The organism is Streptomyces sp. CNT372, from assembly GCF_000377145.1.
On record NZ_KB897776.1, the window covers coordinates 389,356 to 405,626 of the forward strand.

Annotated in this window: 12 protein-coding genes and 2 tRNA genes; 7 read left to right on the top strand and 7 right to left on the bottom strand. The window is 73.3% G+C overall.

The window, feature by feature from the left end; translation table 11 throughout:
* Positions 1-184: 184 nt before the first annotated feature.
* Positions 185-1,000 carry an SOS response-associated peptidase gene (locus C593_RS0101640; RefSeq protein WP_026277257.1) on the bottom strand — a complete coding sequence of 272 codons (816 nt, stop codon included), beginning with the start codon at positions 998-1,000 and terminating at the stop codon, positions 185-187.
* A 50-nt stretch (positions 1,001-1,050) separates the two neighbouring features.
* On the opposite strand from C593_RS0101640, the gene C593_RS0101645 reads away from it, so the two are divergent.
* From C593_RS0101645 to C593_RS0101660, 4 genes are all read left to right on the top strand, one after another.
* The gene (locus C593_RS0101645; protein WP_018845567.1) at positions 1,051-1,821 is read left to right on the top strand and encodes a M50 family metallopeptidase; all 771 of its coding nucleotides are present in this window, start codon (positions 1,051-1,053) and stop codon (positions 1,819-1,821) included.
* 40 nt (positions 1,822-1,861) lie between these two features.
* Positions 1,862-3,211 carry a 3-phosphoshikimate 1-carboxyvinyltransferase gene (aroA, locus tag C593_RS0101650; RefSeq protein WP_018845568.1) on the top strand — a complete coding sequence of 450 codons (1,350 nt, stop codon included), beginning with the start codon at positions 1,862-1,864 and terminating at the stop codon, positions 3,209-3,211.
* Between the two features lie 4 nt (positions 3,212-3,215).
* Positions 3,216-4,256, top strand: a complete 1,041-nt coding sequence (rsgA, locus tag C593_RS0101655) for a ribosome small subunit-dependent GTPase A (protein ID WP_018845569.1) — start codon at positions 3,216-3,218, stop codon at positions 4,254-4,256.
* 128 nt (positions 4,257-4,384) lie between these two features.
* Entirely contained in the window at positions 4,385-4,708 is a 324-nt protein-coding gene (locus C593_RS0101660) for a DMT family transporter (protein ID WP_018845570.1), read from the top strand.
* On the opposite strand, the gene C593_RS0101665 is transcribed toward C593_RS0101660, so the two are convergent.
* Positions 4,674-5,339: a TetR/AcrR family transcriptional regulator gene (locus tag C593_RS0101665; RefSeq protein ID WP_018845571.1), complete on the bottom strand. Its 666-nt coding sequence runs from the start codon at positions 5,337-5,339 to the stop codon at positions 4,674-4,676. The genes C593_RS0101660 and C593_RS0101665 overlap by 35 nt on opposite strands.
* Positions 5,340-5,509: 170 nt before the next feature.
* Between C593_RS0101665 and hisN the strand changes: the two genes are divergently transcribed.
* Together hisN and C593_RS0101675 are read left to right on the top strand one after the other, a co-directional pair.
* Positions 5,510-6,319 (top strand): histidinol-phosphatase, encoded by an 810-nt coding sequence (gene hisN, locus C593_RS0101670; protein WP_018845572.1) that lies wholly within the window; start codon positions 5,510-5,512, stop codon positions 6,317-6,319.
* 261 nt (positions 6,320-6,580) lie between these two features.
* Complete coding sequence (locus tag C593_RS0101675) at positions 6,581-6,982, top strand: CBS domain-containing protein (RefSeq protein ID WP_018845573.1); 402 nt, start codon at positions 6,581-6,583, stop codon at positions 6,980-6,982.
* A 194-nt stretch (positions 6,983-7,176) separates the two neighbouring features.
* Here the strand turns inward: C593_RS0101675 and C593_RS0101680 are convergent, their stop codons facing one another.
* On the bottom strand, positions 7,177-8,628 hold the full coding sequence (locus C593_RS0101680) for a catalase (RefSeq protein ID WP_018845574.1): 1,452 nt from the start codon (positions 8,626-8,628) through the stop codon (positions 7,177-7,179).
* A gap of 182 nt (positions 8,629-8,810) precedes the next feature.
* Between C593_RS0101680 and C593_RS0101685 the strand changes: the two genes are divergently transcribed.
* The gene (locus C593_RS0101685; RefSeq protein WP_026277259.1) at positions 8,811-9,227 is read left to right on the top strand and encodes a Fur family transcriptional regulator; all 417 of its coding nucleotides are present in this window, start codon (positions 8,811-8,813) and stop codon (positions 9,225-9,227) included.
* Positions 9,228-9,396: 169 nt separating this feature from the next.
* On the opposite strand, the gene C593_RS0101690 is transcribed toward C593_RS0101685, so the two are convergent.
* The 4 genes from C593_RS0101690 to C593_RS0101705 form a co-directional block, all read right to left on the bottom strand.
* Positions 9,397-9,470 (bottom strand) — tRNA-Met (locus C593_RS0101690).
* A 77-nt stretch (positions 9,471-9,547) separates the two neighbouring features.
* On the bottom strand, positions 9,548-12,907 hold the full coding sequence (locus C593_RS33535; RefSeq protein ID WP_486591064.1) for a hypothetical protein: 3,360 nt from the start codon (positions 12,905-12,907) through the stop codon (positions 9,548-9,550).
* Between the two features lie 233 nt (positions 12,908-13,140).
* A tRNA-Met gene (locus C593_RS0101700) sits at positions 13,141-13,214 on the bottom strand.
* 46 nt (positions 13,215-13,260) lie between these two features.
* Positions 13,261-16,155 (bottom strand): UPF0182 family protein, encoded by a 2,895-nt coding sequence (locus tag C593_RS0101705; RefSeq protein WP_026277260.1) that lies wholly within the window; start codon positions 16,153-16,155, stop codon positions 13,261-13,263.
* Positions 16,156-16,271: the final 116 nt, after the last annotated feature.

The following is a 16,271-nucleotide window of genomic DNA, read 5'->3' on the forward strand; positions in this document are numbered from 1 at the left end:
CCGCGCCGATCCGGGACCGCGGCGGGCGCCCTGCCCGGCGCGGGGCCGGGTGCCTCGTTGCCGCCCGGCGGGAGCGGCCCGGGGCCGGGCCGCGGAACCGGGCCGGCCGCACGCCGCTCCGTATCCGCCGCGCGCCGCTCCGGGGCCACCGCGCGCTCCGGGCCCGCGGCGGGCCCCGGCGCGTTCAGAACAGGACCGGCTCCTCCGGGCCGGACAGTTCCTCCAGCAGCTCCGGACCGTTGTTGCGGACGTTGCTGACCGCGGTGGCCACCGGATACGCCCGCATCAGGCCCTCCGGCGGCGCCGTGAGCAGCGCCCGCACCTCGTCCATGCCGGTGCGGGCCGGGTCGAGCCAGGCGTCCCAGCGGTCCTCGGTCAGCATCAGCGGCATGCGGGGGTGGATGTCGGAGAGCGAGCGCGGGCCCCCGGCCGGGGCCACGCCCAGCGGTCCCCGCTCCGCCTCGGTGGTGATCACCGAACAGGTGACCCACCACGCCTGCGGATGGTCGTCCGGCAGGGTGCGGTCGCGCCAGAACTCGTACAGCCCGGCCATCGCGAAGACGGACCCGTCTGCCGGGGTGACGAAGTACGGCTGCTTGCGGGGGCGCTTCTTCTTCCCCTCGACCTCCAGCTCCCGCTCGCCGGTCCCGGTGACCCATTCGTAGTACCCGTCGGCGGGCAGGATGCAGCGCCGGGAGAGCAGGGGCTTACGGAAGGAGGGCTTCTCGTGGACGGTCTCGGCGCGGGCGTTGATCATCCGCGCGGCGCCCTCGGGCGACTTCGACCAGGAGGGCACCAGGCCCCACTTCAGGGTCCGCATCTGCCGAACCGGGCGCCGGTCGTCCGCGTCTTTCAGAGGACGTTCCAGGATCGCGTACACCTCTTTGGTGGGCGCCACGTTCCAGTCGGGCGCCAGCGCCTCCTCCGGCTCCCACCGCTCGACCTGGAACAGCCCCACGAGATCCTCGGGCTTCCGACTCGCTGCATACCGTCCGCACATAAGTGCCACACTGCCACTTCGATACGCCGTCCGAGGGAGCCATCCGCGAAATGGTCATCACAACGGTCACGCCGTCCCCGGCCGACCCCATAGCCGCCGGCCCGTTCCTCGCCGACGGCGCGTTCGGCGACTTCTGGGACCGGCTGACCGGGACCCAGGCGGCGCCCGAGGTCTGGCTCGTCGTCGCCACCGGCGTCCTCGCCCTGGCCGCCGTACTCCCCGGCCCGCTGTGGCGCCTGTCACGGAACGCGGTCACCATCGCGCACGAGGGCGGCCACGGACTGGTCGCCCTGCTCACCGGCCGCAAGCTCCAGGGCATCCGGCTGCACTCGGACACCAGCGGACTGACCGTCAGCCGGGGCAGGCCGACCGGACTGGGCATGGTCCTCACCGCCGCCGCCGGCTACACGGCCGCTCCGCTGCTCGGCCTCGGCGGCGCCTGGCTGCTCGCCGCGCACCACGTCACCCTGCTGCTGTGGGTGGCGACCGCCCTGCTGCTGGCCCTGCTGGTCATGGTCCGCAACGCCTACGGGGCGCTCACCGTGACCGTCACCGGCGCCGCGTTCCTGCTGATCTCCTGGCTCACCGGACCCGATGTGCAGTCCGCCTTCGCCTACGCGGCCGTGTGGTTCATGCTCCTGGGCGGGGTGCGGCCGGTGTTCGAGCTCCAGACCAAGCGGCGCCACGGCGAGGCGGCGGACTCGGACGCGGACCAGCTCGCCCGGCTGACCCACGTCCCGGCACTGGTCTGGCTCGGCTTCTTCCACCTGGTCGCCTTCTGCTCCCTGATCGGCGGAGGACGCTGGTTGCTCGGTTTGTGACGCATCGGGGGCACAGTCGGCACCCACTAAAGTGAAGGCCATGACCGAGACCGTGCACCCCCTGTGGCCTGCTCCCTACGCCGACGGCCCCGTCGAGGCGACGATCACCGTGCCCGGGTCCAAGTCGGTGACCAACCGGGCCCTGGTACTCGCCGCGCTCGCCTCCGAGCCCGGCTGGCTGCGCCGCCCCCTGCGCTCGCGCGACACCCTGCTGATGTCCGCCGCCCTCCAGGCGATGGGCGTGGGCATCGAGGAGACGGTCTCGTCCAGCACCGCGGGCTCCTCCGGTGGCACCGGGGGCGCGGGCGAGGCATGGCGGGTGATCCCGTCCGGCCTGCACGGACCGGCCTCGGTCGACGTGGGCAACGCGGGCACGGTCATGCGCTTCCTGCCGCCGGTCGCCGCCCTCGCGGACGGCCCGATCCGCTTCGACGGCGACCCCCGCTCCTACGAGCGGCCGCTCGGCGGGGTGATCGGGGCGCTGCGTTCTCTGGGCGCGCGGATCGACGACGACGACCGCGGCGCGCTGCCGCTGACGGTGCACGGCGGCGGCGCGGTGGAGGGCGGCTCGGTGCGCATCGACGCCTCCTCGTCCTCCCAGTTCGTCTCGGCGCTGCTGCTCTCCGGGGCCCGTTTCAACCAGGGCGTGGAGGTGCGGCACGTCGGCGGGCCGCTGCCGTCCCTGCCCCACATCCGGATGACGGTGGACATGCTGCGCGCGGTCGGCGCGCAGGTCGACGAGCCGCAGACCGGCGGCGAGCCGAACGTCTGGCGGGTGGCGCACAGTGCCCTGCTCGGCCGGGACCTGACCATCGAGCCCGACCTTTCCAACGCCCAGCCGTTCCTGGCCGCCGCGCTGGTCACCGGCGGCCGGGTCACCATCCCGGACTGGCCCGAGCGCACCACCCAGCCGGGTGACGCGCTGCGGCACATCTTCACCGAGATGGGCGGTTCCTGTGAGCTGACCACCACCCCGCACGGCACGGCCCTGGTCTTCACCGGCGGCGGCCGGGTGCACGGCATCGACATCGACCTGAGCGAGGTCGGCGAGCTGACCCCGGGCATCGCGGCGGTCGCCGCCCTGGCCGACTCCCCCTCCACTCTGCGCGGGGTCGCCCATCTGCGGCTGCACGAGACGGACCGGCTGGCGGCCCTCACCAAGGAGATCAACGCCCTCGGCGGGGATGTCACCGAGACCGAGGACGGCCTGCACATCCGCCCCCGCACCCTGCACGGCGGGGTGTTCCACACCTACGACGACCACCGGATGGCGACGGCCGGCGCGCTCATCGGCCTGGCGGTGAAGGACGTCCACGTCGAGAACGTGGCGACCACGGCGAAGACCTTGCCCGACTTCCCGCAGATGTGGACCGAGATGCTCGGGGACTGACGCCATGCGCCGCTACGGCAAGCACACCGACGAGGACGACATCCGCTCGCGCCCCAACCGCAAGGGGAACCGCCCGCGCACCAGCATCCGCCCCAAGCACGAGGACGCGGCCGAGGGCATGGTCCTCACCGTGGACCGGGGCCGGCTGACCTGCCTGGTCGACGACCGGGTGGTGGTCGCGATGAAGGCCCGCGAACTGGGCCGCAAGGCGGCGGTCGTCGGGGACCGGGTCGGCATCGTCGGTGACCTGTCGGGCGACAAGGACACCCTGGCCCGGATCGTGCGCATCGAGGAGCGCTCCTCGGTGCTGCGGCGCACCGCGGACGACGACGACCCGTTCGAGCGGGTGGTCGTCGCCAACGCCGACCAGCTCGCCGTCGTCACCGCCCTCGCCGACCCCGAACCGCGGCCCCGGCTGATCGACCGCTGTCTGGTCGCCGCGTACGACGGCGGGCTGGAGCCGCTGCTGGTGCTGACCAAGTCGGATCTCGCCGCCCCGGGGGAACTCCTGGAGATGTACGGCGCCCTGGGCGTGCCCCATGTGGTCACCACCCGTGAGGAGTTCGTGGACGGTGTGGCCGCCGACCGGGTCCGGGAGCATCTGGCCGGGCGGACCACGGCCTTCGTCGGCCACTCCGGCGTCGGCAAGACCACCCTGGTGAACGCCCTGGTGCCGGAGGACCGGCGCCGGATCACCGGGCACGTCAACGCGGTCACCGGCCGCGGCCGCCACACCACCACCTCCGCCCTCGCCCTGCCGCTGGCCGCCGCGGGCGGCGGCGAGGCCGCCACGGGCGACCGGGCGGGCTGGGTGATCGACACACCGGGAGTGCGCTCCTTCGGTCTGAACCATGTCGACCCCTCACGGGTGATCCACGCCTTCCCGGACCTGGTCCCGGGGACGGAGGGCTGCCCGCGCGCCTGCTCCCACGACGAACCGGACTGCGCCCTGGACGACTGGGTGACCGAGGGGCACGCGGACCCGGCCCGTCTCTACTCGCTGCGGCGGCTGCTCTCGACCCGCGAGCGGCGCGAGGGCGACTGACGTCCCGTCGGACTCGACGCGCGGGCGGGACAGGCGTCGGCGGGTCACCTGTCGCGGCCGTCGGTGAGGGCATAATCGGCGCGAGTGCGACCAAAGCAGTCACCGACGACGTGGGAGGTCGAGGTCCGATGGCGTGGCTGCTCGTAGTGGTCGCCGGACTGCTGGAGACCGGGTTCGCGGTGTGCCTGAAGCTCTCCCACGGCTTCACCCGGCTCTGGCCCACCCTCGCCTTCGCGGTCTTCGCCCTGGGCAGCTTCGGCCTCCTCACCCTCGCCCTGCGCAGGCTGGACGTTGGCCCCGCGTACGCCGTGTGGACGGGCATCGGCGCGGCCGGCACCGCCATCTACGGGATGGTCTTCCTCGGCGACGTGGTCTCCGCCCTGAAGATCGTCTCGATCTCCCTGGTGATCTGCGGGGTCATCGGCCTCCAGCTCTCCGGCTCGGCCCACTGACCCCGGGCTCCCCGGCACCGAACGCGGTCCGCACCAGCGCGCCGACCCCGTCGCCGGTGGGCGCGATCGCGTAGGACAGGGCCAGCCGCACGGCGAGTTCACAACGCACGGGCAGCCCGTACGGAACGGCCTCCGCCCCGCCCGCGCCGGACTGCTGCCGTCCGGCGCGGGCGACCGCCGCGAGGGACCGCCGCCGTACGGCGGCCAGCAGTCCGGCGGGGTCCGGCGGCCCGCCGTCGGCGCGGCGCCGCGCGGGGACCGTGCGCCCGGTCGGACCGTCCGGCAAGGGCGGGGGCGCGGGCAGGGCGGTGTCCCGGCAGCCGGTGAGCAGCCCCCGCAGCAGCGGTCTCGCCGTCAGCCGGTCGACGGTCCACTCGGCGAGCGGGACGAGCCGGTCGGCGACGGTGTCGCCGGGCAGGGCCGCGATCCGTTCCACGCCCCGCAGAAAGGCGTCGACCTCCCGGCACAACAGGGCCCGCGCGAGTCCGTCCTTGCTGCCGAACTCGTTGTAGAGGGTCTGCCGGGAGACCCCGGCGGCGCGGGCGACGTCCACCATCCGCACCGCGCTCCAGGGGCGTTCACCGACGGCCAGGGCCGCCGCGTCGAGCAGGGCCTCGCGCGCTGCGGGCATCGTCGCCTCCCGGCCGTGGAGCCGCCGCCCCGCCCGGGGCCCGCCGACGGCCCGCCGGCGGGAGCGGATTGCGCACAGGGTCGGGGCACCGGGCACGGCTGTCAAGGGAGGCGGACGGGCTCTCCCGGAGGCCCGGACCGGCGCCCGGCGCCCACCGATAGGGTGAAGGCATGCCCGACTACCACGATGATCTGCGCCTCGCCCATGTCCTCGCGGACGCCGCCGACGCCGTCACGACGGAGCGTTTCAAGGCCCTCGACCTCAAGGTCGAGACCAAGCCCGACATGACGCCCGTCAGCGAGGCGGACAAGGCCGCCGAGGAGCTGATCCGCGGGCAGTTGCAGCGCGCCAGGCCGCGGGACGCGATCCTGGGCGAGGAGTACGGCATCGAGGGCACCGGGCCGCGCCGCTGGGTCGTGGACCCGATCGACGGCACCAAGAACTACGTCCGAGGGGTGCCGGTCTGGGCGACGCTGATCTCGCTGATGGAGGCCGGGGAGGACGGGTTCCGGCCGGTGGTCGGCGTGGTCTCGGCACCGGCACTGGGCCGCCGCTGGTGGGCGGCGAAGGGCGCGGGCGCGTACACCGGGCGGAGCCTGACCTCGGCGACGCGGATGCACGTCTCCCGGGTGGAGCGGCTCGCGGACGCCTCGTTCGCGTACTCCTCGCTCAGCGGCTGGGAGGAGCGGGGCCGGCTCGACGGGTTCCTGGACCTCAGCCGGGCCTGCTGGCGGACCCGCGCCTACGGCGACTTCTGGTCGTACATGCTGGTCGCCGAGGGCGCGGTCGACATCTGCGCCGAGCCCGAGCTCTCGCTGTGGGACATGGCGGCCCCGGCGATCGTGGTGCAGGAGGCGGGCGGCTCGTACACCGGCCTCGACGGCACCCCGGGCCCGCACAGCGGCAACGCGGCGGCGTCGAACGGACTCCTCCACGCCGAGCTGCTGGAGTACCTGGGCGGGCGGTCCGAGCACGCCTGACCCCCGGCCGGGGTCCGCGCGCCCGGGTCCCGGCCGGGGTCCGGGGCGCGCCCGGCCCCGGTCGGCGTTCGCCCGGTGGGCCGGGCGCCCGGCGTGCGGGCGCGTCCGCGTCCGCGACCGGCGCCGGTACGCGCCCCTGCATGCCCCGCACGCCCTCTTGCCGCCTGCGCGCACGGCTGGGACTCTGAAAGTCCCCCCACTTGTGAACTTGTGAATCCGTTCTCATGTGGGATCCGTCCACGAAGGAGGTGGCTCCAGTCCATGCTCGTCCGTGACGCCATGAGCACGGTGGTCCTCACCATCGGCCCCGCACACACACTCCGCCAGGCGGCCCGGTTGATGTCCGCGCGGCGCGTCGGCGCGGCCGTCGTCCTCGACGGCGACTCCGGCCTCGGAATCCTGACCGAACGAGACATCCTCAACGCGATCGGCGCCGGCCAGAACCCCGATCTGGAGACCGCGGGCGCCCACACCACGACCGACGTCGTCTTCGCGGCACCCTCCTGGACCCTGGAGGAGGCGGCCGACGCCATGACCCACGGCGGGTTCCGCCATCTGATCGTGACGGACCCCGGCGGTCCGGTCGGGATCGTGTCCGTCCGGGACATCATCCGCTGCTGGGTCCCGGCCCGGCGGCACGCGGACACGGCCGCGGCGACCTGACCCGAGCACCCCGGACCGGCTCCGCCGTGCGCGGGACCGGACCGGGGTGTACCGGACGCGGGCCGGGGCGTACGGACACGGGCCGGACCCGGCGTACCGGACGCGGGCCGGGGCGGGTTGTACCGGACATGCGAGGAGGGCCGGACCCCCCTGGACAGGGATCCGGCCCTCGCTCACCCCCGGCAGGCGGGCCGTCAGCCGCGCAGGGCCTGGACCGCGGCCTCCAGCCGCTTGCCGAAGTCTTCGTCCGCGCTGCGGAAGTTGCCGATCGCCCGCTCGGCGATGTCCTCGCGCGAGACCTTGGCGATGAAGCCGGCGAGGTTGTCGACCAGCCGGCCCTTCTCGTCCTCGGACATCAGCCGGTAGAGGTTGCCGGCCTGCACGAAGTCGTCGTCCTCGGCGTGCCGCGGGGTCGCGTGGTCACCGGTGAAACCGGAGACCGGGGTCGGCGCCCACAGCGGCCGGTCCGTCTGGAGCGGGCCGCCGAAGCTGTTCGGCTCGTAGTTCTTCGCGCCCTTGTGGCGGCCGTCGTAGAGGAAGCCGTCCCGGCTGTGGGTGCGCGCCTCGGTGGCGTGCGGGCGGTTCACCGGCAGATGGTCCGCGTTGATACCGACGCGGTAGCGGTGCGCGTCGCCGTAGGCGAAGAGGCGGCCCTGGAGCATCTTGTCCGGGGAGGGACCGATACCGGGGACGAAGTGGGCGGGACTGAAGACCGACTGCTCGACCTCGGCGAAGACGTTCTCCGGGTTGCGGTTGAGCTCCAGCCGGCCGATCTCGATACGCGGGTAGTCCGCGTGCGGCCACACCTTGGTGAGGTCGAAGGGGTTGAAGCGGTACTCCGCCGCCTCGGCCGCGGGCATGATCTGGACGTAGACCGTCCAGGACGGGAACTCGCCCCGCTCGATGGCCTCGCGCAGATCGCGCTGGTGCGAGTCCGGGTCCTCGCCGGCCAGCCGGTTGGCCTCGGCCTGGGTGAGGTTCCTGATGCCCTGGTCGGTCTTGAAGTGGTACTTGACCCAGAAGACCTCGCCGGCCTCGTTCGTCCACTGGAAGGTGTGCGAGCCGAAGCCGTCCATGTGCCGGTACGAGGCGGGGATGCCCCGGTCACCGAAGAGCCAGGTCACCTGGTGGGTGGACTCGGGCGACAGACTCCAGAAGTCCCAGACGTTGTCCGCCTCCTGGCTGCCCGTGTAGGGGTCGCGCTTCTGGGTGTGGATGAAGTCGGGGAACTTGATCGCGTCCCGGATGAAGAAGACCGGGGTGTTGTTGCCGACGAGGTCGTAGTTGCCCTCCTCGGTGTAGAACTTCAGCGCGAAGCCGCGCGGGTCGCGCACCGCGTCCGCCGCTCCCAGGTTCCCCGCGACCGTGGAGAAGCGGAGGAAGGTCTCGGTCTCCTTGCCGATCTCGGAGAGGAACTTCGCCCGCGTGTACTTCGTCACGTCGGCGGTGACGGTGAAGGTGCCGTAGGCCCCCGCGCCGCGCGCGTGGACGACGCGCTCGGGAATCCGCTCGCGGTTGAAGTGGGCGAGCTTCTCCAGCAGGAGCTGGTCCTGGACGAGGACCGGCCCGCCGGCACCCGCGGTCTCGCTGTTCTGGTTGTCCGCGACCGGAGCCCCGGCTTCCGTGGTGAGCGGTCCCTGTGTCACGTGCGCCTCCTGCGTCTCTCTGCTGCCCTGCGGTCGCGCCGGGGCACTGCCGAAACGGATCCCGCCACCTGTCCCGTGACCAGATCCAAAAGCGATCCTACATTGGACTTAGTCCAAGTCAAGCCAGCATCCGGAACCACACCTGTTCGGGATCACGTGCCTCCGCTGTTACGCTGACCCTTATGAGTGACCTGTTGGAACGACTTCGCGGACGCGGCTGGCGCATGACCGCGCAGCGGCGCGTCGTGGCCGAGGTCCTCGACGGCGAGCATGTGCACCTGACGGCCGACGAGGTCCACGCACGCGCCGTCGAGCGCCTGCCCGAGATCTCCCGGGCCACCGTCTACAACACCCTGGGCGAACTGGTCGGCCTGGGCGAGGTGCTCGAGGTGTCCACCGACCGCCGTGCCAAGCGCTACGACCCGAACGCCCACCGCCCCCACCAGCACCTGGTGTGCTCGCGCTGCGGAACGATCCGCGACGTCCACCCCGGGGGGAACCCGCTGGCGGACCTGCCGGACTCGGAGCGCTTCGGCTTCACGGTCTCGGACGTCGAGGTGACGTACCGCGGGACCTGCCCCAACTGCGCGAGCGCCTAGCGCGTCAGTGCCGCGGCGGCGACACGCACAGAGAAGGGCCCCGGCTTGTGCCGGGGCCCTTCTCTGTGGCGCTTGTCGTGCCACGGCGCGCCTGCCACGCCGAAGGGCCGCGGCGCGCGCCTGTACGTCGAAGGCCCGGATCCTTGAGGATCCGGGCCTTCGACTTCAGTAGCGGGGACAGGATTTGAACCTGCGACCTCTGGGTTATGAGCCCAGCGAGCTACCGAGCTGCTCCACCCCGCGTCGGTGAACCCAACCTTACGGGACGCCACCGACCAGCGCAAATCCCTTCCCGGGGGCCTTGTCAGGGCCCGGTCCGCTCAGGCCAGCAGCTCCTGGATCAGCGCCTCGCGCAGCTTCCCCGCCCGCTCGGAGACCTCCGCCGGGCCCAGCTCCACGGCGCGGGCGCACCAGCGCTGCCCCTCCGCGAGCTCGCCCCGGCGGGCGGCGAGCAGGGCCAGCCGCAGGGCGGCCCGTCCGTGCCCGGCCCGGGCGGCCCGGGTCCACCACAGGGACGCCTCGCGCTCGTTGCCCTCACGGGCGAGGAGCAGACCGAGGTTGAAGGCACCGCTGCGGCTTCCCGCCTCGGCGGCCTCCCGGTACCAGCGGGCCGCGTCCAGGTACTCGCCACGGGCCGCGGCCAGCATGCCGACCCGCACCTGGGCACGGCGGTGGCCCTGTTCGGCGGCCCGCTCGTACCACTCCTCGCACTCGCTCTTCTCCGCGACGGACTCACCGAGCGCGGGCGCGACGGCCGGCGGGCGGCGGGCGTCGAGCAGCGTGGCGAGCCGGAAGGCGGCCTCGGTGCTGCCGCCGCCCGCGGCACAGCGCAGATGGCGTTCGGCCTCCTGCTCGTCGCCGTCCCTCAGGCGGGCGATGCCGACCTGGAGGGCGGCTTCCGTGTGGCCCGCGGCGGCGGCCCGCTCGTACCAGGACAGCGCGGTGCGGTCGTCGTCCCGGCCCGCGTGCAGGATGCCCAGGTTGAACGCGGCGTCCACGCTGCCCGCCTCGGCGGCCTTGGAGAACCAGGGCTCGGCGCCGGTGTGGTCGCCGGCCTGGAGCAGCAGCACGGCGAGCGCGTTGGCGGCCTCCCGGTGCCCGGCGTAGGCGGCACGGCGGTACCACTGCTCGGCCTGCGGCGTCCGGCCCTGGGCCGCGCAGAGCAGGCCGAGGTTGTAGGCGCCGTTCACATCGCCCGCGTCCATCGCTGCGCGGTACCAGCGCTCGGCGGTCTGCGGTTCACCGCGCGCGGCGTGCAGGGCGCCGAGGGCGTTGGCCGCGTTGCCGTCGCCGTCCTGGGCGGCGCGCAGCCACCAGACGGCGGCGCTCTCCTCGTCGCCCGCGTCGCGCAGCAGGAAGCCGAGCGCACAGGCGGCGCGGGGCTCACCGTCCTTGGCGGAGGTGAGGTACCAGCGCCCGGCCTCCTTGAGCAGACCGCGCTGCTCCAGAATCGCGCCGAGGTGCAGGGCCGCCCGCCGGTGCCCACGGGCGGCGGCCTGGCGGTACCACTGCTCGGCCTCGTCGAGCAGTCCGGCGACCAGTCCGTCGGCGACGGGAAGCCGCGTCCCGGTACTGGTGGCCCGCTCGGTACCGGTGCCCTCGGCCGTACGGCTCCGGCCGGGGCGGGACGCCCCGGAGCCGCCGCCCGGCCGGGGAGCGCCGCCCCGGTCCGCGCCGGGCAGCCGGTCGCCACCGGCCGCCGGGGCCCCGGAGCCGGTCCGGGCTCCGGGCCCGGCGGTGCCGGCCTGCCGGTCGCCGTCGGCCGCGGCAGCCCGGCCGGAACGGCCCGTGTCGCCGCCCGCCCGGGCCGGTGCGGAGCCGGCCGCCGGGCCCCCGGCGGAACGGAGGTCGTCGGTGCGGGCCTGGGCGCGTGCCCCGCCCCGGTCCGCTCGCGGCCGACGGTCGCCGTCGGCCGCCCCGGGCCCGCCGGAACGGCCCGTGTCGCCGCGCACCCCGGCCGGTGCGGCCTGGTCGGTGGTGCTCCGCGCGCTGCCGGACGGCCGGTCGCCAACGGTCGCAGCCGCGCCCGGACGGCCGGCCTCGGCCCGGGCGTGGCCCTGGGCGGCAGCCAGCCCGCCGTCGTTGTGCGCGTCAGCCGGGGCAGCACCGGACCGCCGGTCACCGCCGGCCGCCCCGGGCCCGCCGGAACGGGCGGTGCCGCTGCCTGGTGTGCCGGACCGCCGGTCGCCACCGGAACGGAGGGCGTCGGCCCGGTCCGTAACCGCGCCGGAGCCATCAGCGCCCCCCGGCCGCAAGGTGCCGGCACTCGCCCGGTCCCGGCCCGCCCCAGCCGGCCCGGAGCCCGCGTGCCCCCCGGTTGCGGTCGCATGCCCCCCGGTTGCCGTCGCGCCGGACCGCCGGTCACCGCCGGCCGCCCCGGGCCCGCCGGAACGGGCGGTGCCGTTGCCCGGTGCGCCGGACCGCCGGTCACCGCCGGCCGCCCCCAGCGTGCCCCAGCGGCCGGCCTCGGCCACGTCCGCGCCGAGCGACTCGTCGGCGGTCGGTTCGGGGCCGGTCTCCGCGCCCCGGCCGGTACGCGCCCCGGTCCGACCAGTGCCGGTACGGAATCCGGCGCCGGCACCGCCCCCCGGCCGGTCGCGGCCGGTGCGGGCTCCGGTACCGGTGGCGTCGGGCCGGTCCGCGCCCGCGCGACCCGTGGCCGGGTCCGAGGTGGGCGCCCCCGGGTGCGCCTGCGGGTCGGCAGGCCCCGGGCCTGCGCCCGGCGTCTCGGCCGCCCCGCCCCCGTACACGTCCCCCGCTCCGCCGCCGAGCCGCTGGGCCCCGCCCCGACGCGGCGCGCCGCGTCCGGCGCCGGGCATACCGAAGTGCCCGTCACCGGAGCGGAGTTCAGCCGCCGCCCCGCTGCCGCCCCGGCGCTGGACGGGCGCCCCCGCGCCGGACCGGTCCATGTCCGCGAGCCGGCCGGTGCGGGCCGCCCCGGCCCGGGGACCCGGGCCCGGGGCACCGCCCAACGCGCCCTCGCCGCCGGGCACCAGCCCCGCGGCCTCCTCGCTGCGACGGCTCTCCGCCGCCGCCCGGCCCTCCAGGCCGCGGGCGAGGCGGTACGCGGCTTCCCGGTGGCCCTGTTCGGCGGCGGTGCGCAGCCAGCGTTCGGCCCCGTCGTCACCCCGGTGCTCCAGCAGGTCGGCGAGGGCGTACGCGCCCAACGCGTGGCCCTGTTCGGCGGACTGGCGCAGCCAGTACTCCGCGGCGGGCTCGTCACCGCGCTCACGGAAGTGGCGGCCCAGCGCGTGCGCGGCCGCGGCCGAGCCGGCGACCGCGGCGATGCGCCACCAGCCTGCCGCCTCGTCGGCGTATCCGCGCTGGTGGAGGAGGACACCCAGATTGTTGGCGGCCGCCCGGTCGCCGTCGGCGGTCGCCCGCCGCAGATAGGGCTCCGCGCCGTCGAGGTCGCCCCGGCGCAGCAGCAGCGCGCCGAGCACGCTCATCGACGCGACGTCGCCCCGGTCGGCGGCGCCGCGGTGGCGCGCTTCGTCGCCGGCGGTCTCCGCCGCGTCGGCGTGGCCGGCCCCGAGGAGCGGTCCCTCACCGGTGACGGCGACGCGGCCCGCACGAGCGGCCGCGTCGACGCCGTCCATCGCGTCGGCCGCGTTCCTCGCATGCGGTTGCTCAAACCGCCCTGTCTCCAACAGCGTTGCCCTGTCCCCCATGAATTCCATCGTCGCACCACCCGCAACCCGCGTACACCTGGTATACCGCAGCCAGTGAGGTCACTTCAGCGTTTTGTCGACATGCCCACAGAGAGACAAGTCAAACACGCCGGGGGTCAACTGGTGCCGCGCGGCGCGCACTTCGTCCCGGATGCCCCTGAAGGAGGTCTCCCTGAACGAATGAACGCATCCGCACACAGAAGAGGACCCGGATCCAGTCGGATCCGGGTCCTCTTCTTCAGTAGCGGGGACAGGATTTGAACCTGCGACCTCTGGGTTATGAGCCCAGCGAGCTACCGAGCTGCTCCACCCCGCGTCGGTGAAACCAACCTATCACGACGCGGGAGGAGCCTCTGACCGGCTCAGTCGCTACCCGACCCCTCCTCCTGGAGTCTGGCCTCGGCGTCGGCCGCGCGCTGAAGGGCCTTCTGGAGGTCCTCCTGTGCCTTGCCGTAAGCCGTCCAGTCGCCCTTCTTCATGGCCGCGTCACCGTCCGCGTACGCCTTCTGAGCGTCGGCGATCGCGTCCTTCAGGGCCTGGTCGCCCGAGGCGGGCGGCTGGTCCGGATCGGTGGGCGGGGTGTCCGGTTCCTCGTCCGGCGGCGGAGTCGTGCCGTCCTCGCCCGTGCCCTCGCCGAACACCTGGGACAGCGCGCCGCCCAGGTCGTTGGCGAAGCCGATCTTCTGCCCGTAGACCACGGCCACCTTGCTCAGCAGCGGGTACTCGGAGCCACGGCCCTGGGCGTAGATCGGCTCGACGTACAGGAAGCCGCTGTCCAGGGGGACGGTCAGCAGATTGCCGTACTTGATCGTCGAGTCGGCGCCCTTGAGGTCGCGGACGAAGTTGGCGATCGGGTCGTGGCGGTTCAGCCGGCTCTGGATCTGCTCGGGGCCGTCGACCTTGTCGTCGGTGACCCGCATGAGTCTGATCTTGCCGTAGTCCTTGCTGTTGGCATCGGCGTCGACCGCCATGAACGCCCGGAGGTTCGGACGGCCGCTGGGGGTGAACGTCGTCGTCAGCGAGAACTGCTGCGCCGTCTGGCCCGGCAGCTTCATCGACAGGTAGTACGGCGGGACCGCGTTGCTGTCGGACTTGGTCGGGTCGTTCGGGACCTGCCAGGCGTCACTCGCGTTGTAGAACGGAGCGGGCTCGGTGACGTGGTAGAGGCTCAGCAGCTCGCGCTGGACCTTGAAGATGTCCTGCGGGTACCGCAGGTGGGCCTTCAGCTCGGCCGGGATCTCTTCCTTGGCCTTCACCGTGCCCGGAAACGCCTTCTTCCACGTCTTGAGGACCGGGTCGTTCTCGTCCCACTCGTACAGCCTGACGGTGCCGTCGTACGCGTCGACGGTCGCCTTCACCGAGTTGCGGATGTAGTTGACCTGGTTCTGCTGGGCGACCACCGCGCGCTGCCGGTCGGTGAGCGAGTCGGCGGTGGTGTCACCGAGGGTCGTCCGGGAGGCGTACGGGTACCCGTTGGTGGTCGTGTACGCGTCGACGACCCATTGGATCCGCTTGCCGACGACCGCGGGGTAGGCGTCGCCGTCGATGGTCAGCCACGGGGCGACCGCCTCGACGCGCTCCTTCGGCGTGCGGTTGTAGAGGATCTTCGAACCCTCGCCGATGGCCCCCGAGTAGAGGATCTGCGGCTCGTTGAAGGCGACCGAGTACGCGGCGCGGTTGAGCGGGTTGGACAGGTCGATGCCGCCCTTGCCCTTGTAGCTCGTGGTGACCTGGCCGCCGCCGTCCTTCTCGTAGTCGAGCTCCTTCTGGGGCCCGCCGACGATCGAGTACTGGGTGGTCTTCTCGCCGTAGTAGATCCGCTGCTCGTACTCGCCGAGGCTGCCCTTGGACGGGATGCCCGACTCGGTGAACTCCGGCGCTCCCGTGATGCCCTTGGCGGTGCTGGTGCCCTTGGCCGCGACGGCGCCGTATCCGTGGGTGTACGTGAAGTGGTCGTTGATCCAGTTGCGCTTGTCGACGCCCTGGAGGTTCAGCTCGCGCAGACCGATGACCGTGTCCTGGCCGTCGTACCGGTCCACGTCGAGGGTGGCGGGGAACTGGTAGTACTTCCGCTCCTGCTCCAGCTGCTGGAACGTGGGCGAGACGATGTTCGGGTCGTTGATGCGGTAGCTGGCCGCCGAGTCCGCCTGCTCGCGCTGCTTCTTGGCGTCCGTGATCTCGCCGCGGCCCGTGTAGTCGGTCGGCTTGACGTCGGTGATCCCGTACGCCTCGCGCGTCGCGTTGATGTTCTTGCGGATGTACTCCGCTTCCTTGGCCTGCTCGTTCGGCTGGACCTGGAACTTCTGCACGATCGCCGGGTAGAGGCCGCCGATGAGGATCGCGGACAGCACCATCAGACCGAAGCCGATCACGGGGAGCTGCCAGGTGCGGCGCCAGAGGGTGGCGAAGAAGAGCACCGCGCAGATGATCGCGATGCAGAAGAGGATCGTCTTCGCCGGCAGGTAGGCGTTGGCGTCGACGTACCGCAGGCCCGTCCAGTTGCTGGTCGCCTTGAAGTCACTCGACTTCACGGCGAGGCCGTACCGGTCGAGCCAGTACGCCACGGCCTTGAGGGCCACGAAGATGCCGAGGAGCACCGAGAGGTGGCCGGTGGCCGCGCCCGTGGCCCGCGCGCCGGGGCTGGTGATGCGGAGCCCGCCGTACAGGTAGTGGGTGACCGCGGCGGCGATCAGCGACAGGACCACGGCGGCGAAGCCGAAGCCCAGCAGGAAGCGGTACCAGGGCAGGTCGAAGGCGAAGAACGCCACGTCCATGCCGAACTGCGGGTCCTTCTGGCCGAAGGGCTCGCCGTTGAGCCACATCAGCCAGGTGCGCCACTGGCTCGTCGCAGAGGCTCCGGCGATCAGCCCCACCAGGGCGGTGATCGCGAGGAGCACCCACTTCTTGTAGGGGGCGATGCCCATGCGGTACCGGTCGAGGCTCTGCTGCTCCAGCGACATCGCGCTCAGCGGCGGCCGCAGCCGGTGCGCCAGCCAGATGTTCAGCCCGACGACGCCGGCCATCAGCAGGCCGAAGACCGCGAACAGCCCGATCTTGGTCCACAGGGTCTTGGTGAACACCGACGAGTACTCGACGGAGCGGTACCACAGCCAGTCCGTCCAGAACCCGGCGAACATGACGAACGCCATGGCCAGAACGGCCAGGACGCCCAGGGTCATGAGCAGGGTGCGGACCCGCCGGGACGGCCGGCCCACTCTCATCCGTGGCCCGGTCGGGCCTCCGCCGCGGTCCGGCATCTGGAAAGCCAACGTGCGCACCTCGAAGTCGCGATCGGTGTGAAGCGGGCCCCGCGATCGTAGGGCCCCACCTATGCAACTTACCGAGGCTTTACCTAGTTCCCGTCACCGGGGAG

Excerpts from the sequence above, each read along its gene's own strand:
- C593_RS0101660 (WP_018845570.1), top strand. The coding sequence starts at position 4,385 with ATGGCGTGGCTGCTCGTAGTGGTCGCCGGACTGCTGGAGACCGGGTTC.
- C593_RS0101640 (WP_026277257.1), bottom strand. The coding sequence starts at position 1,000 with ATGTGCGGACGGTATGCAGCGAGTCGGAAGCCCGAGGATCTCGTGGGG.
- C593_RS0101685 (WP_026277259.1), top strand. The coding sequence starts at position 8,811 with ATGAGTGACCTGTTGGAACGACTTCGCGGACGCGGCTGGCGCATGACC.
- rsgA (WP_018845569.1), top strand. The coding sequence starts at position 3,216 with ATGCGCCGCTACGGCAAGCACACCGACGAGGACGACATCCGCTCGCGC.
- aroA (WP_018845568.1), top strand. The coding sequence starts at position 1,862 with ATGACCGAGACCGTGCACCCCCTGTGGCCTGCTCCCTACGCCGACGGC.
- C593_RS0101675 (WP_018845573.1), top strand. The coding sequence starts at position 6,581 with ATGCTCGTCCGTGACGCCATGAGCACGGTGGTCCTCACCATCGGCCCC.
- C593_RS0101665 (WP_018845571.1), bottom strand. The coding sequence starts at position 5,339 with ATGCCCGCAGCGCGCGAGGCCCTGCTCGACGCGGCGGCCCTGGCCGTC.
- C593_RS0101645 (WP_018845567.1), top strand. The coding sequence starts at position 1,051 with ATGGTCATCACAACGGTCACGCCGTCCCCGGCCGACCCCATAGCCGCC.
- C593_RS0101705 (WP_026277260.1), bottom strand. The coding sequence starts at position 16,155 with ATGCCGGACCGCGGCGGAGGCCCGACCGGGCCACGGATGAGAGTGGGC.
- C593_RS33535 (WP_486591064.1), bottom strand. The coding sequence starts at position 12,907 with ATGGAATTCATGGGGGACAGGGCAACGCTGTTGGAGACAGGGCGGTTT.
- hisN (WP_018845572.1), top strand. The coding sequence starts at position 5,510 with ATGCCCGACTACCACGATGATCTGCGCCTCGCCCATGTCCTCGCGGAC.